This is a genomic window from Agromyces sp. NPDC004153 (genome assembly GCF_053603635.1).
Window position 1 is genome coordinate 2,403,736 of record NZ_JBSGFY010000001.1, and the last position, 22,351, is coordinate 2,426,086.

Below are 22,351 nucleotides of genomic sequence, written 5' to 3' on the forward strand. Positions count from 1 at the left end.
CGACGCCGTTCAGACCCCCGGAACGGGGCGCACCGGGTCGCCGACCCGGATGAGCGCGGGGCCGCCGTCGTCGAGCCGGGGCACGAGCAGGATGCCGAACCAGGTCGTGCCGTCCCACTTGCGGTGCTTCGCGAGCGTGCGGATCGGCTCGGGGCCGCGCACGAGCGTGGTCGGGTCGATCGTGGTCATGACGCACCGGTCGCAGACCGCCGTCACGCGGAAACGCACGTCGCCGAGGTCGACGAACGGCCAGGCGTCCTCGGCGAACGGCACCTCGCCGTCGATGACGACGTTCGGGCGGAACCGCAGCATGTCGAGCGGCGGGACCTCCTCGCCGGTCCACGCGTCCAGCTGCGCGAGCGACGCCTCGCTCGTGAGCAGCAGCGGCGCCACGTCGGCGAGCGTCACGCGTTCGCCGGGCAGGCCGCCGTGCGACGGGTTCACGGTGCGCACCGTCGGGTCGGGCTGCCACACGAGGCGCACGCCGGCGCCGATCCGGGCGGCGAGCCACTCGTCGGCCTCGTCGCCCGCGGGTCGCGCGGTGCCCTGGCGCGTGAAGCCCACCGGGATCGGCGCAGCGTCGACGGGCGGGTCGACCTGCAAAGGATCGCTCCTGCCGTCGTCGAGCAGCACCCCGCCGCCCGCCAGCGGCTCGGCGCGCAGCGCGAGCAGCCCGTTGCGCTCGCGCGCGGTGACCACGGCGCCGGATGCCGCGTCGACCACGCCCCAACGACGGTCGGCCGCGAGCCCCCACGGCTCCACCACGGCCGAGCGCACGTCGTTGCCCGCGAACGACTTCACGGGGTGGACGCGGACGCGCGTGACCTGCATCCGATCACGCTACCGGGCGCACGCGCGTGTGCCGAGAATCGGGGGCTTGTCGCGGCATCCGCGTGCTCGTATCGTCGCGTTCGACCGCATCCCTTCGACGACGAACGGAGCCGACATGCCAGCGACCGCGCTGCCCTCGAGCGGAGATCAGCACGCAGCATCCGGCCCGCCCGTGAAGACGTGCGACGCGAGCGGCATGGCGGACATCCACCGCATGTTCCGCGCGGGGTTCGGCGAGGGGCGGATGCTCGTGGAAGCCGTGCCCGAGGGCGATGCGGCGCAGGCCGACCTCGTCGGCGATCACCTCGACATGCTCTCGGTCGGCCTGCACGCGCACCACGAGGGCGAGGACACCATGCTCTGGGCTCCGCTCGAGCAGCGCGCGCCGTCGTGCGCCGCGCACGTCGAGCGCATGAAGCAGCAGCACGCGGCGCTGCTCGTGCACCTCACGGCGATGGACGAGGCGCTGCCGGCCTGGCGGACGAGCGGGCGATCGGCGGATGCCGAGGACGTGCTCGCGGCGCTCGACGGCATCAACGCGGCGCTCGCGGCGCACCTGCCCGACGAGGAGTCGAACATCGTGCCCGTCATGGAGACGGTGATCACGCAGCCCGAGGTCGATGCGCTGTCGGAGCACGGCCGCAAGTCGACGCCGAAGGGCAAGGCGTTCCTGCAGCTCGGCGCGATCCTCGCCGCGCAGCCCGACGGTGGCGCAGAATGGCAGCGCAAGCACCTGCCGCCGCCCGTGCGGCTCATCTGGCGGTGGTTCGGCCGGCCGAAGTACGAGGCGCACCGTCAGGCGCTCGTGAAGGCGTAGCGCCGCGCACGCGGATGCCGCGCCGGGAGCGATCCCGACGCGGCATCCTGCTGCCCCCTTCCGTCAGTCGAGCAGGTGGTCCAGTGCGCGGCCCATCCACTCGGCCCGCGCGTCGGCGCCCGTGATGCCCTCGAACCCGAAGCCGGTCGTCAGCGAACGCGGCGTCGCCACCACCGCGGCCTCGGGGAACCCGGCGGCCGTCGTGAAGATGAAGTCGTTCGCGTTCGGAGCGCTGCCTTCGGGCGGTCCGGTGACCTCCCAGCCGCCGGTGTCGCCGCCCTCGAACGACGTCGTGCCCTGGCCGGTCGACACCGCGATGTCGTCGACGAACACGCCCAGCCCCTGGGAGGCCCAGTCGCTGATGTACGCGATCGACACCTCGACCTGTCCGCCGGCGTACGCCGACAGGTCGACGCTCCACTGCTGCCAGCCGCCCGAGTTCCCGGATGCCGCGTTCCACGCGCCGGTGGTGCCGGTCGGGTCGCACGACGTCTCGTCCACGAACGTCTGGTAGTGGTCCAGGTGCGGGTGCAGTTCGCGCCATCCGGCCGGGCAGCTCTGCCCGGTGCTCTGGGTCGTGTTCCCGTTGACGTCGGGAAGCGTCGTCCAGTCGTCCGCTCCGGCAGTGCGGGCCTCGACGGCCACGTGGTCCCACTCGCCCTCGGTGTCGTACGAGGTCCAGAACGTCAGGTCGGCGCCGCCCGCAGGCACGTCGATCGTCCGTGTCAGGCGCTTGTACGACACGTCGGCGATCTGCGAGTAGACGTAGGCGTCGCCGGTGTGCGGCTCGAACGGGCCGCCCGCACGGTCCCACCTGCCCGCGACCCAGCTCTCGAACTGCGGGTACTGCGCCGGGTCGAGGATGCCGCTCGTCGTGATGAACGAGTTGCTGTGGTCCTGGTTCTTGGCGCTCTGGCCGCCGTTGAACCCCCAATCGAGACCGGTGAACGGCGTGTCGACGCCGAGCACGTCGAGGAGGCCCTGGACCTTTCCATTGGCGTTGAAGACCGTCCCGGCATCGTTGACGACGAGGAACGCACCGAGCCAGTACTGCAGGGTGTCGTTCGTCAGGTCGCCCGACCCGCCGAGCAGCCGGCATCGCGCCTCGACCGCAGGATCGGCATGGCACTGCGCGTTCGCCTCGGTCGGGTCGTAGAACTGGAGGTTGACGAAGCCGGGGTTGTACTGCGTGCCGGCGTACTTCCCGGTGTACAGCACCTCGCCGCCCTCGTTGAGGAAGTCGCGCACCTCGAGGATCTGGTCCAGCGCCAGCCGTGAGGCGTTGCCGCCCGCCCAGCCGGGTTCTCGGGTGATGATGTCCTCGCCCGTGTACCAGATCACGGCGTCGTAGTGCGACAGCACGCCGAGCGCGTCCGAGGCGATGCGGCCGCGCGCGTCGACGTCGTACACGTCGAACCCGGTGCCGTTCGCGTCGAGCGCGTCCTCGTAGAACTCGAGGTAGTTCGGCCCACGACGCTGCACCGGCGAGGCGCCCGTGTAGTCCTCCGCCGCGACGATGAGCACGTCATCGGTCGACTCCTCCACGGCCTGGTAGGTGAACGACTCACTGGTCGCGCCGCCGCCCTCGAACCAGACCTCGACGGTGTCGCCGGGTTCGGTGCCGGTGACGAGTCCGCTCATGACGCGGTAGTAGACGCCGGTCTTGCCGCCGTAGCGGTCACCGCCCGTCCACTCCTCGGTGGCCGCGCTGACCGCCGGAGCGCCGTCGATGGAGTACTTCAGGGTCACGTCGCCCAGGCTGCGCTTCGCGATGACGCGCACCTCCTGCGGGTCGCCGTAGGAGGTGGAGAACGTGAAGTTCGCCAACGGCAGCCCGTACTTGTACGTGTCGTCGCTCTTCAGGTAGAACGGCTTCGTCTCGAGGCCCAGGTGCGAGACCGGGTTCTCGGGGTCGGCCGCGGACTTCGCCACGTCGAGCGCAAACGGCAGCACGCGTTCGAACTCGGCCTGCACGAGTTCCTCGTCGTCGGGGAACACGAACATCGAGCCGGGAATGCCCTCGCCGAGCTCGGGGGTCCAGGCGAGCGTTCCCCGCTGGGCGTGCGCGAAGTCGGTGGTCTCGCCGTTCGTCACGTACAGCACGTCGGACGACAGGCCCGGCTCGAAGTCGGGGATGGCCGGATCGTCCCGGTTGCCCGACAACGCGAAGTAGATCGGGTCATCCGCGGTCGGCGTGCCGGTCTGCCAGCCCTCGGCGTAGAGCAGCCACTGCCCGAACGAGTGCCAGTTGATCTGGAACGAGAAGTCGGCCCGGTCGAACAGCGACATCATGGCCTGCGTCTCGGGCTCGGATCCGGCCGACGGTCCGCGATAGGTGTCGCTCGAGATCACCGCCGACGAGCCCTCCTCGTCGTAGCCGAAGTGCTCGGGGTAGTTGCGGTTGGGGTCGACGCCGTCGGCCCGGGTGATCTGGCCGTCGCCGTCGTTGTCGCGAAGGTTCTTGCGCCACAGCCGCTCCGTGTCGAACGTGTACTGGTAGCCGTCGGGGTTGGCCACGACGAGGAACCAGAGCTCGTTGTTCTGCAGGAGGTCCCTGACCTCGGTGTTGTTCGCGCGCCACTGGTCGACATACCAGGTCATGAGACGCCGGTTCACCTCGGTCGAGATCCACTCGCGAGCATGCTGCGTCGAGCTGTGCAGCACCGCCGGGCGGGACCCGTCCGCGATGCCCTGCGCACCCTGGGTGAGCTTCAGCGCGATGAGCTCGCGACCCTGGTAGGTCTCGCCGAGCACCACGAGCTTCACCAGCTGCGGGTTGTCGGCGGCGAGCTGGTACAGCTCGTCGCGGATGCCGCCTGGCTCGTCCCACGACCGGAAGACCTCGAAGCCCGACGCGGCCTGCTCGGCCGCCATCTGCCGGGCGGACTTGCCGTCCTTGTTCTTCTTGACCGCGACGTCGAGGCCACGCTCCTGGAGGCCCTTCGCCTCCTCCGCGGTGAGCACGACGTCGACGCTGACCCCGGTGTCGGTGTACCTGCTGTCGGCGATCTCGATGCCGGCGGCGGCGAGGTCGGCCGCCTCGGCGGCGGTCACGTCCGCGGTGTACACGTCGAGTGCGCCCTCGTCGTCGGCGACGGCGCTCGCGCCGACGGGACCCAGCATGGAGAAGGCCACGGCGAGCGCGGCGACGCCGACCACGAGGCGCTTGGAAGCAGTGGAGCGAGATCCGGCCATGAGGGACTCCTTCGGTCCGTCTCGGCCAGAGCGCGGGTGTGTGACGTCATCGTCTCGGGTTCCCCAATGTCCGTCACGCCTCTGGTGCTCACTGCGGACCCTAGGAGCCAGCCTGCCGAGCCGCGCCCGCGGCGTCAAGAGGTTTCCGAGGTTTGCTCACTTACGCAGACGACGGATGCCGCGCCGGGCGAACCCGACGCGGCATCCGTTCACCTGCTCCCTTCGATCAGATCCCGAAATGGGCCAGGATGCGGCCGACGACCTCGGCCCGCTCCTCAGCGGTGGCCAGCTGCTCGAGGCCGAAGCCGAAGAGCAGCGTGTCCTCCGTGGCGGTCACGGACGCGAGCTCCGCGAGGCCGTCCGAGCGCTCCCAGTCGGAGAGGTTCTCCGGGCTGCCCTCGGGGGAGCCGAGCACCTGCCAGGCGCCGAGCCCCTGCTCGAAGCCCTCGGCCTGGGACGTGCCGGCCGTGGTGACCAGCTTCGTGTCGTCGATGATGGCGCCGAGGCCACCCGTCGCCGGGTCGGTCACGTAGCTCACGACGACCTCGACCTGGCCGCCCGCGTACGCACTGAGGTCGTACGAGACCGGAATCCAGAGCGTGGAGCCGGTCAGGGCGTTCCAGTCGCCCGTGCCGCCGGAAGCGGTGCACGGGTTGCCCGGGGTGAGGTAGTTCAGCAACCACGGGTGGAGGTCGAGGAGGAAGCCCGCCTCGCACTCCGTCGGGACGTCCGAACTGGTCGCGCCACTGGCCTCCGGCAGCGTGGTCCAGTCGTCGGATCCGACCGCACGGGCCTCGACGATGACGTTGTCGTAGCCCTCCTCCGTGTCGAACGCGATCTGGGCCGCGAACGCGGGAGCGTTCGCCGCGGTCAGCCCGGTCAGGTCGTACGTCCGCCCGAGCCGCTGGTAGCCGTCGTCCACGTGGCCGGCGGCCGCAGCCCAGTCACCCTCGACCGCCGCGAACGGGTCGGGGTACTCGGCGAGGCCCTCGCTCGCGAACTGCGGGAACTCGTCGACCGGGAGCACGTCGCTCGTCACGACGAACGCGCCCGCCTCGTTGACGTCGTTGTCGAGCTCTGCGTTGCTTCCGAACTCGACCGTGACGCCGTCGAGCGGAGGCGCGATGCCCTCGGTGCCCGATTCCGCCCCGGAGTTCTGCCGGCCGTACGCCCCCATCCAGTACTGGGTGAAGTCGTCCGCGAGCAGGAGGCAGTCGGAGAACGGGTCGACGGTGACCACGCAGTCCTCTTCGGGTGCACCGTCGAGTCCGTACCAGATGCCGCCGAAGTTGCTGGCGCCGAGGCCGTAGTACGCCGTCGTCTCGCCGTCGTACGCGACCTTGCCGCCCTCGTTGAGGTAGTCGCGCACCGCGAGCGTGAGGTACTGCTGGCGCTCCGCGACGGCCAGGTTGGGCAGCGGCGTGCCGAAGTACGAGGTGACGACGTCCTCCTGGTCCTGCGTCAACCGGTTGTCGCCGAGGTACCAGAGCACCGCGTCGTAGTGGCCGAGCACGCCGAGGTCGTGGGGCACGGCCTGGGCATCCACGTCCCAGACGTCCGCCGTCACGCCGTTCGCCGCGAGCGCCTCGACGCGCTCGTCGAGGTACTTCAGGCCGTCGTTGCGCGGCGCCGGCTCGGGGTTGTAGCCGGTGTAGTCCTCGTTCGCGAGGATGAGCACCGAACGGTCCGTGTCCTGCGCGACCTCGTAGGTGAAGTGCACGCTCTCGCGGGGTCCGGCCTTCTCGCCCTTCGGCAGGTCGTTCTTCGAGGCCACGCCCGTGAACCACACCTCGACCGAGTCACCGGGCTTCGCACCGTTCACGACCCCGCGGTACTCGGCGTAGTAGTCGTCGTTCTCGAAGCCGTAGCGCTCGCCGCCGTCCCACTCCGACAGGCTCGCCTCGACGGCGGGTCCGTCGTTGATGGAGTAGAAGAGCTTCTTCGCCTTGAGCGCTCGCTTGGCGGTCACGGCCACGGGCTGCGGATCGCCGTACGACACCGTGAAGCTGTCGACGCGGAAGTCCTCGGCGTCACGTCCGACCACCGAGACCGGGTCGTCGGGGTCGAGGGCCGACTTCGCGACGGCGAGGGCGAACGGGATGTTCTTCGCGAACTCCGCCTGGATCAGCTCCTCGTCGTCGGGGAAGTCGAATCCCTGCAGGTTGTCGGCGCAGTCCTCAGCCGTCCAGTCGTCCGAGGGGTTCGATTCCACGGCGGCGAGGCAGGTCGACATCTCGGGGGTGAAGCCGAGCGTGCCGTGCGCCTCCTGCATGTGGGAGTCGATGTCGCCGTTCGTCGTGTACAGCTCCGCCGAGATGTCGGGGTCGTACCCCGGCACGGCCGGGTGCGCGTCGTCGCCGACCATCGCCTCGTAGATCACGTCATCGGGCGACGGGGTCGCGACCTGCCAGCCGATGCCGTGCAGCAGGAGCTCGGCGGCCGAGTGGTAGTTGATGAAGAACTCGGGCGTGATCTTGCCGAACAGCGCGTCGATGGCCTCCGACTCCGGCTCGGAACCGGGCGACGGACCACGGTAGGTGAGGCTGACGGGGTTCGGCGACGAACCCTCGTTGTCGTAGCCCCAGCGCGTCGGCGAGTTGCGGTTCAGGTCGACGCCGTCCCCGCCGTCGAGCTCGCCGTTCTCGTTGTTGTCGCGCAGGTTCTTGCGCCACATCCGGGTGCCGGTGTCATCCGATGTCGGCGGCACCTCGAACGTGAAGTCGTACCCGTCGGGGTTCGCGACGGGGATGAACCACATCTCCGTGTTCCGCACGAGCTCGGTGATCTCGGGGTCGCTGCCGTACGACGTCAGCACCTCGTTCAGCAGGCGGCGCACCATCTCGGGCGTGATCCACTCGCGCGCGTGCTGCGCCGCGAGGAACACCGTCGTCGGCCGCTTGCCCTCGGCGACCTTGCCGGGGTTCCGCGTCACGCGGACGGCCTGCATCTCGGTGCCCTCCCACGTCTCGCCGAACGTGACGAGCTCGGCGATGTCGGGATATGCGGCGGCTTGGGCCGCGAGCTCCTCCGCGATGCCGCCCTCGCCGAGGTAGGTGCGGAACACGCCCTCGGGCACTGCCTCCGCGGCGAACGAGCGCATCCGCTGGTCGGCCGTACCCTCGTCGACCACGGGCTGCAGGTCGATGCCCTGCGCCCGGACCTGCTCGGCCTGCACAGCCGGCAGGACGACCTGCACGGCGAAGGTGCCCTCCCCGGCCGGCTCGACCCGGAGCTCGCCCTCCGCGCGGTCGACGCCGAGCTCGGCGATCGCCGCGAGGCCGTCCTCATCGACCGTGGCCTCGTACACACCGACGCCGACGTCATCGGGGAGGTCGGATGACGGTGGACTCGCCATGGCCGGCGCGGCGCCGACCCCCGAGATGACCAATGCCGCTGCGGTGGCGACGGCGAGCTGACGGAACATGCGTACCCCCTTGTGCGCGATGCGTCTTCGCCGGGGTGATCACCCGGCTGTCCGCTCGCGGAGGTTCGCCGCGACACGAACGTTCCTCATCTTGGTGCCCGCCTCGGGCGCGGGTCAACCCGTTGCGGAGAACATTCGCCGAATCGTGTGGCCGAGCCGCCCCGAGTGCGGCGGCTGCACGACGTCGGGCGCCCGGCGCGCGTGTCGGCGCCGCGTGCGAGCATGGGTGCATGCCCGCCGAGCCCGCGTCCCGCGCCGACGCGCGCGGCGAGCGGGCCTCCGACTGGCGTCGCGCGATCGCCTCGCTCACCGCCGCGCCGTCGGGTCCGCCGGCTGCGTCCGACGAGACGGATGCCGCGTCGCCCCGCGCGCGCGACGGGCGACCGGTCGCGGCTCCGCGCCCCCTCGCGCTCCAGTTCGAGCTGCGCCGCGACGTGCCACGACGGCCCGGGGAGTGGCAGGGTCGCCGCGACGAGCCCGCGCGGCGCGCGGCATCCGTCGACCGGCTCGCGGTGCGCCCCGGCACCGCCGGCGCCCGCGGTCGCTGGGTCAAGGCCGGGCTCACCTGGCAGAACATCGCCTACCAGGCGAGCGCCGGCGGGTTCGACCACGCGCAGTCCCGATGGTTCGGGCAGTTCGCGCTGCTGAAGGGCGGTTCGACCGCGGTCTACCAGCCTTCCGGGTCGGAGTGGATCGCGCTCGACGAGTTCGAGAGCCCGCTGCTCTGGGCGCTGCTCGCCGAGGCGAGACGGCTCGGCATCGCGCTCGCCGGGTCGACGGCGACGCCCACGGTCGTCGTGCACGACGCGGCATCCGTGGCGCTCGACGCGACGATCGACGACGACGGCGACCTCGTGCTCGAACCGATCGTGCGCATGGGCGAGGCGGGCGACGTCCGCCCCGTGCAGCACGTGCGGCTGATCGGCGGGCACGGGCTCTACCGCTTCGACTTCGACGCCGGGGTGCTCGAGCTCGCGCCGCTCGCGGCACCGCTCGGGCCGGCCGCGTCCGCCGCGCTCGACGAGGGTCGCACGGTGCGGGTGCCCGCCGCCGAGGTGGCCGAGTTCGTGCGCGCGCATGTCCACCGGCTCGCGCGGTCGATCGCGGTCGTGAGCCGCGACGGCAGCTTCGCGCCGCCGGCCGCGCCGCCCGCGACGCTCGTGCTCGACGCGCGGCACGAGCCGGGCGACGTGCTGCGCCTCGCGTGGCGGTGGGAGCACGCCGACGGGCGCACGACGGTCGTCGACGCATCGGTCGCGGCATCCGCCGAGGACCCCGACCTCGACGACGACCTGCTCGCCCGGGTCGCCGACGTGCTCGGCTGGGTGCCGCTCGACGCGGTGCTCCTGCGTGGCGCCGACGCCGCCGAGTTCACGGTCGAGCGGATGCCGCGACTCGAGCGGCTCGCGGAGCGCGGTCCGCTGCGCATCGACGTGCGCGGCATTCGGCCCGACTACCGCCGCGCCGAGGGCGAGCCGCGCCTCAGGGTCACGGCCGTCGAGTCGCAGAAGGCCGACTGGTTCGACCTCGGCGTGCAGCTCACCGTCGACGGTCGACCCGTGCCGTTCCAACGGCTGTTCACGGCGCTGGCGAAGGGCCAGCGCCGCCTGCTGCTCGTCGACAAGACGTACCTCTCGCTGGCGGATCCGCTGTTCGATCCGCTCCGTGAGCTCATCGAGGAGGCCGGCACGGTCGCCGAATGGGAGACCGGCACGCTCCCCATCCACCGCAGCCGCATGGGGCTCTGGGCCGACTTCGAGGACCTCGCGCACGAGGCCGAGCCCGCGGTCGCCTGGCGTCGCATCGTCGAGGGGCTCTCGCACGGGGGCGAAGGCGACGTCGTCGAGGAACTGGCACCGCCCGAGGGGCTCGCGCTGCCGTTGCGTCCCTACCAGCTCGCGGGGTTCCGGTGGCTCGCGTTCCTGTGGGCGAACCGGCTCGGCGGCGTGCTCGCCGACGACATGGGGCTCGGCAAGACCGCGCAGGCGCTCGCGCTCATGCAGCATGCGCGCAATACGGTGGCCGCACCTCCGTTCCTCGTCGTCGCGCCCACCTCGGTCGCGTCGAACTGGGTGCGCGAGGCGGCGCGCTTCACGCCCGGCCTCCGGGTCGCCGCCGTCACCGCGACCGAGGCGAGGCGTCGCGGCCGCATCGCCGAGGCCGCGGCGTCCGCCGACGTCGTGATCACGACCTACGCGGTGCTCCGGCTCGAGGCCGCAGCGTTCGCCGCGCTCGAGTGGGGCGGGCTCGTACTCGACGAGGCGCAGTTCGTGAAGAACTCCGCGACGAAGGTGCACGACGCCGCCCGCGGCATCCGTGCGCCGTTCCGGCTCGCCATGACCGGCACGCCGATCGAGAACCACGTGGGGGAGCTGTGGGCGATCCTGCGGATCGTCGCGCCCGGCCTGTTCCCGTCGCGGCGCGCGTTCGACGAGACCTACCGCCGCCCGATCGAGCAGGACGGCAACGCCGAGCGTCGCGAGCGGCTGCGCCGTCGCATCCGGCCGCTCATCCTGCGCCGCACGAAGGAGCTCGTCGCGCCCGAGCTGCCGCCGAAGCAGGAGCAGGTGCTCGCGGTCGAGCTCGCTCCGAAGCACCGGCGCCTCTACGACGCGACCCTGCAGCGCGAACGGCAGAAGCTCCTCGGACTCGTCGACGACCTCGATCGCCAGCGGTTCATCGTCTACCGGTCGCTCACGTTGCTGCGCATGCTCGCGCTCGACGCCGCGCTCATCGACGAGGAGCGCTACGCCGGCTACCCGTCGGCAAAGCTCGACGCGCTCTTCGAGCAGCTCGACGACGTGCTCGCCGAGGGCCATCGTGCGCTCGTGTTCAGCCAGTTCACTTCGTTCCTCGGGCGGGCGCGGGCTCGACTGGATGCCGCGGGCATCCCCTACGCCTACCTCGACGGGTCGACGCCGGTGCGCCGCCGCGACGCCGAGATCGCGCGGTTCCGCGCCGGCGAGGCATCCGTGTTCCTCATCAGCCTGAAGGCGGGCGGCTTCGGCCTGAACCTCACCGAGGCCGACTACGTGTTCCTGCTCGACCCGTGGTGGAACCCGGCGAGCGAGGCCCAGGCCGTCGATCGCGCCCACCGCATCGGCCAGGCGAAGCAGGTCATGGTCTACCGGCTCGTCGCGCAGGGCACCATCGAGGAGAAGGTGATGGCGCTGAAGGCGCGCAAGGGCGAGCTGGTCGCGTCGATCCTCGATGCCGGGGCGGATGTCGCGGGCTCGCGTGCCGGCGATGCGAGCGGCGCGTCGGGCCCCGCCCGCCTTCGGGGCGCCGACCTGCGCGCGGCCGAGATGCTCACGGCCGACGACCTGCGGGAGCTGCTCGAGGGGTGAGCCTCAGCGCGGCGCGACCGTCGTCGCGACCCGACGCCCCGGCTGACGGCTCGCCGCTCGGCGCCGACGCATCCACTTGTCGCCCTCGACCACCACGAGCAGGATCAGCGTCAGCCCGATGCACTCCAGCCACTGCCAGCCCGTGAGCGACACCGTGCCGAGCGCCCGCTGCAGCAGCCCGACCTCCGTCGACGCCACGATGAGCACGACCGGCCAGATGAGGATCTTCGTCACCGCCCAGATCGGGGGCAGCAGCCCCGACTCGGGCGTGCGACGCATGAGGAGTGCGCTCAGCACCGTCGCGAGGCCGAGCACCACGTAGGCCATGGTCATCGACGCCGTCGGCTCGCTCGGGCTCGGCTCGTCGGGACCCCAGACGAGCGGGACGAGCGCGATGAGGAAGATGACTGCGCCGTACACGAGCCACTCGACGAGCGACACCGGGTTCACGACGCCGATCCGCGGGTCGCGCGGCGGGTGGTTCATGATGCCGGGCGGGTTCGCGTCGGCGGCGATCGCGAGCACGGCGAACAGGGCGACGAAGAAGTTGATGAACAGCACCTGCGCGGGGAAGAGCGCGACGCCCTCGGCGATCGAGAACGCGCTCGCGGCGAGGAACAGCATGATCAGGCTGAGCAGCTGCGTCATCTGGAACCGGAGGTACGCCGTGATCTTCGAGTACACGATGCGGCCGAGCTCCACAGCGTGCACGAGCGTGGCGAAGTTGTCGTCGGTGAGCACGAGCTTCGCCGCCTGCTTCGTGACCTCGGAGCCCGAGCCCATCGCGACGCCGATGTTCGCCTGCTTGATCGCCGCCGCATCGTTCACGGCGTCGCCCGTCATGGCGACGATGTTGCCCTTCGCCTGGAGCAGTCCGACGAGCCGCAGCTTGTCGTCGGGTGTCACGCGACCGAAGACGTGCAGGTCGGGGAGGCGGCGCGAGAGCTCCTCGTCGCTCATCTGCTTGAGGTCGGCGCCGCTCACGGCGCCCGCCCCGAGCCCGAGCTCCGCGCCAATCGCGCCGGCCGTGACGGCGTGGTCGCCGGTGATCATGCGCACGTCGATGCCGGCGTTGTGGGCGATATCGACGGCCGCCTTGGCCTCGGGGCGCAGCGGGTCGACGATGCCCACGATGCCGATGAGCACGAGCTCCTCGACCCACGACATCGGATCGGCGGCGATGCGTCCCTCGTCGGCGTCGTCGACGAAGCGAGCCGCGAAGGCGAGGGTGCGCAGGCCGGTCGCCGAGAGGCGCTCGAGTTCGGCGGTCGCCGAGTCGGCTGCGACGGGGACGACCTCGCGGTCCTCGCCGAGCATCGTCGTGCACCGCTTGAGCACCACGTCGGGCGCGCCCTTCACGAGCAGCACGAGCCGCTTCTCGCCGCGGACGGGGATCCGCTGCAGCGTCGCCATGAACTTGTAGTCGGAGTCGAAGGGCACCTCCGCGAGCCTCGGGTACTCGCGGCGGGCGTCATCGGCGTCGACGCCGAGCTTGGCGGCGAGCACGATGAGCGCGGCCTCGGTCGGGTCGCCGACCACGTCGCCCTCGGTCGAGACCGTCGCGTCGTTGGGGAGCCCGATCGCGAGCCCGAGCGTCGGCGCGTCGAGCGGCTCGTCGGTCGTGCCGAGCACGCGTCCGTCGAACGAGTACCCCTCGCCCGTGACGCGGTAGGCGTTGCCACCCGCCCACGCGGTGCGCACGGTCATCTGGTTGAGCGTGAGGGTGCCGGTCTTGTCCGAGCAGATCGCGCTCGTCGCGCCGAGCGTCTCGACGTCGTTGAGCGACGCGACGATCGCCCGCTCCTTCGCGAGCTTCGAGGCGCCCCACGCGAGCAGGCTCTGCACGAACACGGGCAGGCCGGTCGGGATCGCGGAGATCGCCACGGCCGTCGCGAGGAACAGCAGCTCGTCGAGGCTCTGCCCCCGCGCGAAGCCGATGAGCACGATCACGAGCACGGCGCTCCAGGCGATGATGCCGAGCACCTTCGTCAGGCTGTCGAGCTCGAGCTGGAGCGGCGACTTCTTGTCGCCGACCTGGGTGAGCAGCGAGGCGATGCGGCCCATCTGGGTGCGCATGCCCGTCTCGACCACGACGATGCGCGCGGTCCCGCGCGTGACCGACGTGTTCTGGAACACCATCGAGGTGCGGTCGGCGAGCGCCGTGTCGGCGGTGTTCTCGGCCGGGCCCTTCGGGATCGGCAGTGACTCGCCCGTGAGGGCGGACTCCTGCGTCTCGAGGTTCGCCGACCGCAGGATGCGGCCGTCCGCCGGCACCAGGTCGCCCGACTCGAGCTCCACGATGTCGCCCGGGACGAGCTGGGTGGCGTCGACCTGCGACAGGCTGCCGTCGCGCACCACGCGGGCCTGCGGCGTCTGCAGCTTGGCGAGTGCGTCGACGCTGCGGCGCGCCTTCACCTCCTGCCGTGTGCCCGTGATGACGTTGAACAGCACGAGGATCGCCACGATGATCGCCGTCGTGAACTGCTGGATGAGCAGCGACACGATCGTCACCGCGATGAGCATGAGCGTCATGAGCTCGAGCACCTGGCTCAGCGCGATCCGCCACACGCTCGGCGGTGGGGCGCTCTGCAGGGCGTTCAGGCCGACCTCCGCGCGTCGCTTCTCGACCTCGGCCGCGGCCAGGCCGCGCGCCCCGTCGGTCTTCGCCTCGGTCACGGCGGTGTCGGGGGCGAGCGCCCACCATTCGACGCCGTGATCTTCCGCCTCGGTCGTGGTGCTCTGGACTTCGATGCTCACAGGACCCCCAGGGACGTCGTGCCGACTGTGGCCAGAGTAACGCCGCGGATGCCGCGAAGGGGAGAGTCCGAACGGGGCAATCCGAACCCTCAGCGCCCGAAGCGGCCCCAGCGGTCGCGGCGGCGCGAGCGCGGCTCGTCGAGCCCGATGTGCACGCGCGTGCGCTTGCGCTCCCAGATGATCATGCCCGCGCCGAGCGCCCAGAGCGGCACCTGTGTGAGGAACGCGATGCGGAAGGCCTCGAGCGAGTAGGTCGCGGGCGTGCCGGCGCCCTGCGCGTCCATGGCGATGCCGATGAACAGGATCGCGAGGAGGCCGGCCAGGAAGCCGCCGCCGTTCACGATTCCGGTCGCGGTGCTGAGGCGGTGGCTCGGGTTGAAGGTGCGCGCGTGGTCGAACGCGATCATCGACGCCGGGCCGCCCGTGCCGAGGGCGGCCGCGAGCAGGAACAGGAGCAGGAGGGGGGCCGGCCCGGGCCAGAGGATGACGGCGAGCCACGCGACCGCCTGGATCGCGATGGTCGGCAGCACGAGCATGCGGGACCGGCGCATCGGGTGCCGGCTCGACAGCGCTCCGATGACCGGGCCGACGAGGATGCCGAAGATCACGAACGACGTCACGACGAGCGACGCGACCGCGGGCGACAGGCCCTCGCCGGCAGTGAGGAACGGGAACCCCCAGAGCATGACGAACGCGGTGCCGGCGAACGGCGTCGCGAAGTGCGACCAGAACGCGAGCCGGGTCGCGGGGTGCGCCCACGACTCGCGGAAGCCCTCGCGCAGGTCGGCCGCGCTCGTCACGACGCGGATGGCGCCGGTCTCGGTGTCGACGGCGACGTCGGCGTTCCGATCGGGCGGGTGGTTGCGGATGATCGCGAACGTGAGGATCGTGAACAGCACGCCGAGCCCGGCAAGGCTGCCGAACGCGATGCTCCACGAGGTCGCGTGCAGCAGCGCGGCGAGCGGGAGGATCGAGATGATCTGTCCGAACTGGCCGATGAGCCCGGTGAACTGCACGAGCACGGGTGCCTGCCGATCGGGGAACCAGACGGCGATGAGGCGCAGCACGCTCGGGAAGACGGCCGCGTCGCCGGCGCCGATGAGCACGCGGGCGAGGATGCCGATGCCGACGTCGGTGGCGAACGCCATCACGAGCTGCCCGAGCGCCATGAGCACCATGCCGGCGGTCACGATCGGGCGGGCACCGAAGCGGTCGAGCAGCAGGCCCACGGGGATCTGCATCGCGCCGTACACGGCGAGCTGGATGACCGCGAACATCGACAGCGTCGAGGCATCCGCGTCGAACCGGACGGCGGCGTCGACGCCGACGGACGACAGCGACGTGCGGTTCGTGACCGAGAACACGTAGGCGGCCACGCCGACGGTCCACACCAGCCACATGCGCCACGGGCGCGCGGGGGTGGGGAGAATCGTCACTGGGCCTTCAGGGGGATCGGTGCCGCGGCGGCATCCGGGCGCCGCCGTTCCAGCCTAGCCGGGGTGGTCAGCGCTCCGAGGCGGAGAGCTCGGGGGCTGTGGAGAGCGCCGGCGCCTCGCCGACGCGCGCTGCCCGCACGCCGACCGCCGCGAGCACGTCGACCAGCGTTGAGGGGTCGCCGACGTTGCCGGGCACGACGATGTAGAGCTTCTCCTCGCGTTCGGGCGTGACCACCCGCCACGCCGAGACGCCCGGCAGCACCTGGCCGAGCACGGTCGCGGTGCGTGCGCCGAGGCCGACGCGGGCGATCTCGGCCGAGGTGATGCCGCCCTTCGACACGACCACGTCGACCGAGTCGCGCAGGCGCGCGGTGGCGGTCGTGAGCGCGGTCATCACGCGCTCGCCGTGGTCGAGCGTGTTGTGCGCGCGGTCGCGCCGGCGGGCGGATGCCACGACGGCGAGCCCGTGCACGGCCGCGGCCACCGCGGCGGCGTTCGCCACCCGTTCGCCCTCGGCCGCGGGGTCGTCGAGCGCGCGTCCGGTGTCGACCACGGATGCCGCGCCGAAGTCCCGCTCGACCGGCTCGAGCTGGCGCGTGGCGCCGATCGTGTGCGATCCGCAGACGAGCAGCGTCGGGGCGGGATCGCGCCGCAGCGGGCTCGGCAGCAGGCCCGTGCTCGCCACGCCGGCGAGCTCCGCCGCGAGCGGGGAGGCCGACCGCACCACGACGCCGACGCCCGACGCCCATGCGGCGCGCACCGCCGAGGCGATCGCCCGGACGTCGTCGTCGGTCTCGGCGTCGGGCACGACCACGGTCCCGGGCGCCGCGCCCACGAGCGCGGCGAGCAGGTCGGAGCCGCCCGAGCGCACGTCGCCCAGCGACACGTGCACGCCCAGGCGGCCGCTCTTCTCGGCGACGTACTCGGTGAGCACCGCGGTGCGGAACGGGAACACCGGGTCGTCGGCGTACTCGCTCTCGTGAGCGGGGACCACGCGGTCGCCGACCCGCACGTAGTGCGTGCCGTCGACGGTCGTGCGTCCGCCGTCGGGGAAGGCCGGGACGAACAGGATCACGTCGTCGGGCCCCGTGAAGACGGCGGTCTCGGGGAAGACGTGGCCGCGCAGGGTCGAGTCGCCGCGGAGCACGACGTGCACCGGCTCGCCGAGCGCTGCGGCCGCGGCATCCCGCTCGCGTCGGATGCGCCGGAGGAGCTCGACCGCGTCGGGCTCGTGCATGGCGCGGGTGTTGGTGAGCAGGTAGACGCTGTCGGCGCGCCGCAGCGCCTGCGTGAGCACCTCCGCGTCCCAGTCGAGCAGGACCTCCACGCCCGTGGCCGACTGCGTGCCGGTGGGATCGTCGTCGAGCACGATGAGCTTCATCGGAGCTCCTCCAGGACGCGCTCGACGATCGCGGCCTTCGAGAGGCCGTAGCGGTCGTGCAGGGTCGGCAGGGCGCCGGCGTCGAGGAACGCGTCGGGCAGGCCGATGGGCACGACCCGGCGGGTGCGGCCGCGGCGCACGAGCGCTGAGGCGACGGTCTCGAAGAGCCCGCCGACGACGGTGTGGTTCTCGAGGGTAACGGCGAGCCGCGGGGTGTCCAGCTCGGCGAGCACGGTGGCCTCGTCGAAGGGCTTGAGCGTCGGCGCATGCACCACGGCGACGTCGACCTTGTGCGCGGCGAGGGCCTCGGCCGCCTGCAGCGCTCGCATGGTCATGAGCCCGCTCGAGACGAGCACGACGTCGTTGCCTGGGCGCACGACCTTGGCCTTGCCGAGCTCGAACGCGTAGTCGTACTCGTCGAGCACGGTGGGCACGTTGCCGCGCAGCAGGCGCAGGTAGGTCGGCCCCGCGTGCGCGGCGAGCTGCGGCACCGCCTGCTCGAGGTCGACCGAGTCGCACGGATCGACGATGGTGAGGTTCGGCATGCCGCGGAAGATGGCGACGTCCTCGGTCGCCTGGTGGCTCGGGCCGTATCCGGTGGTGAGGCCGGGCAGGCCGCCGACGATGTTGACGTTGAGGTTCGGCTCGGCGATGTCGAGGCAGATGAAGTCGTAGGCCCGCCGCGCGGCGAACACCGAGTACGTCGACGCGAACGGCACGAGGCCGGTCTCGGCCATGCCCGCGGCCGCGCCGAACAGCAGCTGCTCGGCCATGCCGACCTGGAAGAACCGGTCGGGGTGGGCCTTCGCGAACACGTGCATGTCGGTGTACTTCGACAGGTCGGCCGAGAGGCCGACGATGCGCGGGTCGGTCTCGGCGAGGGCGGCGAGCGCGTGCCCGAACGGAGCCGGCGCGGTCTTCTGCCCCGGATCGGCGAACGAGGCGATCATCGCCGAGGTCTTCAGTCGGGGCGCGCGCACGGCGCCGTCCTTCACGGTGCTCATGCGTTCACGCTCCCTGCGTAGCCGGCGGTCAGTTGGTCGCGGCAGGCCTGCCACTCGTGCTCGTCGATGCGCATGAAGTGCGCCTTCTCGCGCTGCTCGAGGAGCGGCACCCCCCGGCCGATCCTCGTGTCGCAGAGGATGACCGAGGGCGTGCCCTCCGGTGCGGCGTGCGCCGCGGCGCGGTCGAACGCGTCGAGGAGGGCCTCGACGTCGTTGCCGTCGACGCGCTGGGTGAACCATCCGAACGACGCCCACTTGTCGTGGGCCGGTTCGATGCCGAGCACGGTCTCTGTCCTCCCGTCGGCCTGCAGCGCGTTCATGTCGACCATCACGATGAGGTTCCCCAGCCGGTGGTGGTGGGCGCCCATCGCGGCCTCCCACGTCGAGCCCTCGTCGAGCTCGCCGTCGGAGACGAAGGTGAACACGCGCGCCGGGTTGGCCTGGAGCCGCAGCCCCAGCGCCACCCCCACCGCCACCGCGAGGCCGTGGCCGAGCGACCCGCCCGAGATCTCCATGCCGGGCGTGTAGCTCGCCATGCCCGACATCGGCAGCCGCGAGTCATCCGACCCGTAGGTCTCGAGCTCCTCGACCGGGATCACGCCCGCCTCGGCGAGGGCTGCGTAGAGGCCGATGGCGTAGTGCCCCGTGGAGAGGAGGAACCGGTCGCGCTCGTTCCAGTGCGGGTCGTCGGCCCGGTACCGGAGCTGGTCGACGTAGGTCACGGCGAGCAGGTCGGCCACGCCGAGCGCCTGGCCCACGTAGCCCTGACCCTGCACCTCGCCCATGTCGAGCACGTGGTGTCGGATCCGGTAGGCGGCGTCGCGCACGGCGGTCACCCGGTCGGTGCGCACGGCGGTCGCGTTGTCGGTCATGGTGTTGCTCCCGTGGTGGTGGGGGTGGTGACGGATGCCGCGGCTCAGCCGAGCTCGCCGGTCTTGATCGGTGCGGTCTCCCTCGTGATCGCGGCGACCACGGTCGAGATCACGCCGAGCGCCATGAAGATCAGCGCGGGACCGACCCAGCCGATCCAGCCGTACATCGCCGTCGCGAGGAAGGGCAGGAGGCCGGCGACGATCGAGGCGCCGTTGTAGCCGAGCGAGATGCCCGAGGCGCGCACGTTGCGGTCGAACAGCTCGGAGAACCAGGATGCCTCGACGGCGAAGATCGGGTCGTGGCTGAAGAGGAGGCTCATCGCGACGGCGACGATCACCATCACGACGGCGCCCGTGTTGATGAGCAGGAACATCGGGAACGCGAAGAGGATCGTGAACACCGAGCCGATGAGGAACACGCGCTTGCGCCCGATCCTGTCGCTGAGCGCGCCGTAGAGCAGGTGGCTCACGAGGCCGAGGGCGGACCCGATGATCGTGCCGTAGAGCACGTACTGGGTCTCGGTGATGCCCGCGAGCACGACGTAGGAGATCACGAAGCTCGTGGTGATGTAGTAGCCGCCGGTCTCGGCGAGGCGGAGGCCGATGATGCGGAGCACCGAACGCCAGTCGCGCTTCAGCACCTCCACGGCCGGGCGCTTGTGGATCTCGCCGGCGGCCTTCATCTTCTCGAAGTCGGGGGACTCGGTGATGCCGAGGCGGATCCAGAGGCCGATGGCGACCATCACGATCGAGAGGAGGAACGGCACGCGCCACACCCAGTCGCCCTCGAAGATCGCCGCCGACAGCAGGAAGGTGCCGTTCGCCAGCAGGAGGCCCGCAGGGATGCCGATCTGCGTGACACTGCCGAAGAATCCGCGGCGCGCCTTCGGCGCGTGCTCGACGGTCATGAGCACGGCGCCGCCCCACTCCGCGCCGTAGCCGATGCCCTGCACGGCCCGCAGCACGATGAGGAGGATCGGCGCGAGGACGCCCACCGTCGCGTAGGTGGGCAGCACGCCGATGAGGAAGGTCGCGACGCCCATGATGGCGAGCGCGGCGATGAGGATGGTCTTGCGGCCGACGCGGTCGCCGAAGTGCCCGGCGAGGTAGCCGCCGAGGGGGCGGAAGAAGAACCCGATGGCGAGCGTCGCGAACGAGGCCAGGATGCCGATCAGCGGGGTGTCGGCGGCGAAGAACGCGGTGCCGAAGTAGGCGGCCGCGGCGGTGCCGTAGATGAAGAAGTCGTAGCTCTCCACCGCGGTGCCGATCATGGACGCGATGGAGACCTTCAGGGGATTGTCGCGCTGCACCGTGGTCGCGGGCGGGCGCTCGGCCGTGCTGGTCATGGGGTGTTCCTCCTTGAACGGATGCTGCAGGTCGGGTGTTGCGGGGTGGGTGGCTAACGCGTGAGCGCGGCGGCCCGGGTGTAGGTCTCGATGACGCGGGAGTCGTCGCGTGCGCCGAGGCCGGCGTCGGCCGCGGCGAGGTAGCGCGTGCGGGCCGCGTCGAGCAGTGGGGTCTCGGCGCCCGCGCCGCGAGCGGCGTCGGCGACGAGGCCGGAGTCCTTGACGAAGATGTTGATCTGGCTGGTGACCTCGACGTCGGTGTCGCCGAGCATCCGCGGGCCGCGGTCGGACAGCATCCAGGACGCGGCGGCGCCCGACTCGACGAGCGGGAGCACCTGGGCGGCGTCGAGCCCGAGCGACTCGGCCAGGGCGAGCGCCTCGGCCGCGGCGACGATGTGCACGGCGCAGAGGTGCTGGTTGACCACCTTGATCGCCTGCCCGTCGCCGAGCGAGGGGCCGACGACCTTCACCGTGCCGAGCGGCGCGAGCACCGGGACGATGCGGTCGGCGTCGGCGGGCGCGCCGGACAGGAACATCGTGAGCTCGCCCGTGCGGGCGCGGGCGACGCCGCCGGTCACGGGCGCGTCGACCACGTGGGCGCCCGCCCGCTCGAGCCGGTCGCCCTGCTCGACGACGGCGGCGGGGCCGACCGTGCTCATGACCACCCAGGTCTGGCCGGCGGTAGTGCCGGCCGCGAGTGCGGCATCGACGAGCTCGGCGAGCTGGTCGGGGGTGGCGACCATGACGATCACGGTCGCGGCGTCGGCGACGTCGGCGATGCTCGCGACGGCGCGGATGCCGGCGGCGGCGGCGCGCTCGTGGGCAGCGGGGAAGGGGTCGACACCCGTGACGTCGGCGCCGGCCTCGTGGAGGCGGACCGCCATCGGGAGCCCGATGGCCCCGATGCCGACGAAGGCGATGTGCTCGGTCATGGTGTCGAAGCTCCTTTGGTCCGGATCGCGGGCCGTTCAACTGGGGCGCTGATTGGTTCTACCAATCCGTTACGCGTCGATGATACGCACACCCCGGACGTGATGTCAACAATTGGTTGAACCAATGTTCCAAGCGGGCGAGCGGAGCCTCCGCACCGCGTGCGCGTCAGCGCACGGGTTCGATGTGGAGCTGCAGCCAGTTCTCGAAGTGCTCGCGCATGGCTGCTCGCGCGGCATCGGGATCGCGTGCCTCGAGCGCGTCGACGACGTCGTAGTGCACGGCGTCGGTGCGCCGCACCCCGTGCTCGTCGACCGGCTCGACCCGCACCGCCTGGAGCCGGCGATAGCGGATCGTCTCGCGGAGCACGTGGCTGAAGCCCTCGTGCATCAGCCGGAAGATCGGGTTGTCGACGATGCCGTTGAGCCGGGAGTGGAAGCGCACGTCGGCTTCGAACGCGGCTTCGTGGTCGCCGGCCTTCGTGGCGGCGATCATGGCGTCGACATCGGCCCGAAGGGCCTCGACCTGCTCGTCGGAGGCGACCCGGGCGGCCTGCTCGGCGATGGACTCCTCCAGGAGCACGCGTGCGTCGGCGAACTGCTGATCGTTGAGATAGCCGAGCTGGCGCGAGATCGTGAAGTAGCTGCGCACGAAGTCGTCGCCGGGGGTGTCGATGTAGGTGCCTCGACCCTGCGTGCGGTGGAGGAAGCCCAGCAGCTCGAGCACCGAGAGCTGCTCGCGCAGCGCGCCGCGGCTCATGTTGAGCGCCTCGCCGAGTTCCCGCTCGGGCGGCAGGCGTCGCGCGGTCGTGCCGGGCTCCGGCGTCGCGAGGCGCATGAGCTCGCTCACGATCGACTCGAGCGATGCCGTGGCCATGCCGTCTCCGTCTCCCCCGTGAAAGGTCCAACCATTCGAGACCATGCTACGGGAGCCGGCTGGAGATTCGTCCGAGGCACCGTGCGCGGCCGTCGGAGGCTCGGGTCACGCGGAGACGCCGGAGGGCCGGGGTGG

Annotated in this window: 13 protein-coding genes and 1 pseudogene; 2 read left to right on the plus strand and 12 right to left on the minus strand. The window is 71.5% G+C overall.

The annotated features are described in order from the left end of the window. Positions 1 to 9: 9 nt before the first annotated feature. Positions 10 to 831: an MOSC domain-containing protein gene (locus ACWEOH_RS11300; protein ID WP_452030968.1), complete on the minus strand. Its 822-nt coding sequence runs from the start codon at positions 829 to 831 to the stop codon at positions 10 to 12. Positions 832 to 946: 115 nt separating this feature from the next. Here ACWEOH_RS11300 and ACWEOH_RS11305 point away from each other — a divergent pair, with 115 nt between their 5' ends. Next, on the plus strand, positions 947 to 1,648 hold the full coding sequence (locus ACWEOH_RS11305; protein WP_452030970.1) for a hemerythrin domain-containing protein: 702 nt from the start codon (positions 947 to 949) through the stop codon (positions 1,646 to 1,648). Between the two features lie 63 nt (positions 1,649 to 1,711). Here the strand turns inward: ACWEOH_RS11305 and ACWEOH_RS11310 are convergent, their stop codons facing one another. Next, a complete protein-coding gene (locus tag ACWEOH_RS11310; RefSeq protein ID WP_452030972.1) occupies positions 1,712 to 4,843 on the minus strand; it encodes a M14 family zinc carboxypeptidase in 3,132 nt (1,043 codons plus the stop codon). Between the two features lie 226 nt (positions 4,844 to 5,069). After that, on the minus strand, positions 5,070 to 8,267 hold the full coding sequence (locus ACWEOH_RS11315) for a M14 family zinc carboxypeptidase (RefSeq protein WP_452030974.1): 3,198 nt from the start codon (positions 8,265 to 8,267) through the stop codon (positions 5,070 to 5,072). Between the two features lie 230 nt (positions 8,268 to 8,497). Here ACWEOH_RS11315 and ACWEOH_RS11320 point away from each other — a divergent pair, with 230 nt between their 5' ends. Next, positions 8,498 to 11,614 carry an SNF2-related protein gene (locus ACWEOH_RS11320; RefSeq protein ID WP_452030976.1) on the plus strand — a complete coding sequence of 1,039 codons (3,117 nt, stop codon included), beginning with the start codon at positions 8,498 to 8,500 and terminating at the stop codon, positions 11,612 to 11,614. 3 nt (positions 11,615 to 11,617) lie between these two features. Here the strand turns inward: ACWEOH_RS11320 and ACWEOH_RS11325 are convergent, their stop codons facing one another. From ACWEOH_RS11325 to ACWEOH_RS11365, 9 genes and pseudogenes are all read right to left on the minus strand, one after another. Then, positions 11,618 to 14,371 carry a cation-translocating P-type ATPase gene (locus tag ACWEOH_RS11325; protein ID WP_452030977.1) on the minus strand — a complete coding sequence of 918 codons (2,754 nt, stop codon included), beginning with the start codon at positions 14,369 to 14,371 and terminating at the stop codon, positions 11,618 to 11,620. A gap of 89 nt (positions 14,372 to 14,460) precedes the next feature. Then, positions 14,461 to 15,771 carry an MFS transporter gene (locus tag ACWEOH_RS11330; protein ID WP_452031916.1) on the minus strand — a complete coding sequence of 437 codons (1,311 nt, stop codon included), beginning with the start codon at positions 15,769 to 15,771 and terminating at the stop codon, positions 14,461 to 14,463. A 103-nt stretch (positions 15,772 to 15,874) separates the two neighbouring features. After that, positions 15,875 to 17,188: a four-carbon acid sugar kinase family protein gene (locus tag ACWEOH_RS11335; protein ID WP_452030978.1), complete on the minus strand. Its 1,314-nt coding sequence runs from the start codon at positions 17,186 to 17,188 to the stop codon at positions 15,875 to 15,877. Further along, positions 17,185 to 18,192, minus strand: coding sequence for a transketolase family protein (locus ACWEOH_RS11340; protein ID WP_452030979.1), 1,008 nt, complete (start codon positions 18,190 to 18,192; stop codon positions 17,185 to 17,187). The genes ACWEOH_RS11335 and ACWEOH_RS11340 overlap by 4 nt, the downstream gene beginning before the upstream one ends. After that, on the minus strand, positions 18,189 to 19,064 hold the full coding sequence (locus tag ACWEOH_RS11345) for a transketolase (protein WP_452030981.1): 876 nt from the start codon (positions 19,062 to 19,064) through the stop codon (positions 18,189 to 18,191). Before ACWEOH_RS11345 ends, ACWEOH_RS11340 begins: the two co-directional genes overlap by 4 nt. 44 nt (positions 19,065 to 19,108) lie before the next feature. After that, on the minus strand, positions 19,109 to 20,410 hold the full coding sequence (locus tag ACWEOH_RS11350; protein WP_452030983.1) for an MFS transporter: 1,302 nt from the start codon (positions 20,408 to 20,410) through the stop codon (positions 19,109 to 19,111). A gap of 53 nt (positions 20,411 to 20,463) precedes the next feature. Further along, positions 20,464 to 20,901, minus strand: a complete 438-nt coding sequence (locus tag ACWEOH_RS11355) for an NAD-binding protein (protein WP_420797244.1) — start codon at positions 20,899 to 20,901, stop codon at positions 20,464 to 20,466. Next, positions 20,893 to 21,345, minus strand: a pseudogene (locus ACWEOH_RS11360) (NAD(P)-binding domain-containing protein); the annotation flags it as partial. The gene ACWEOH_RS11355 and the pseudogene ACWEOH_RS11360, both read right to left, overlap by 9 nt. A 163-nt stretch (positions 21,346 to 21,508) precedes the next feature. Continuing rightward, a complete protein-coding gene (locus ACWEOH_RS11365) occupies positions 21,509 to 22,216 on the minus strand; it encodes a FadR/GntR family transcriptional regulator (RefSeq protein ID WP_148733536.1) in 708 nt (235 codons plus the stop codon). Between the last annotated feature and the right edge of the window lie 135 nt (positions 22,217 to 22,351).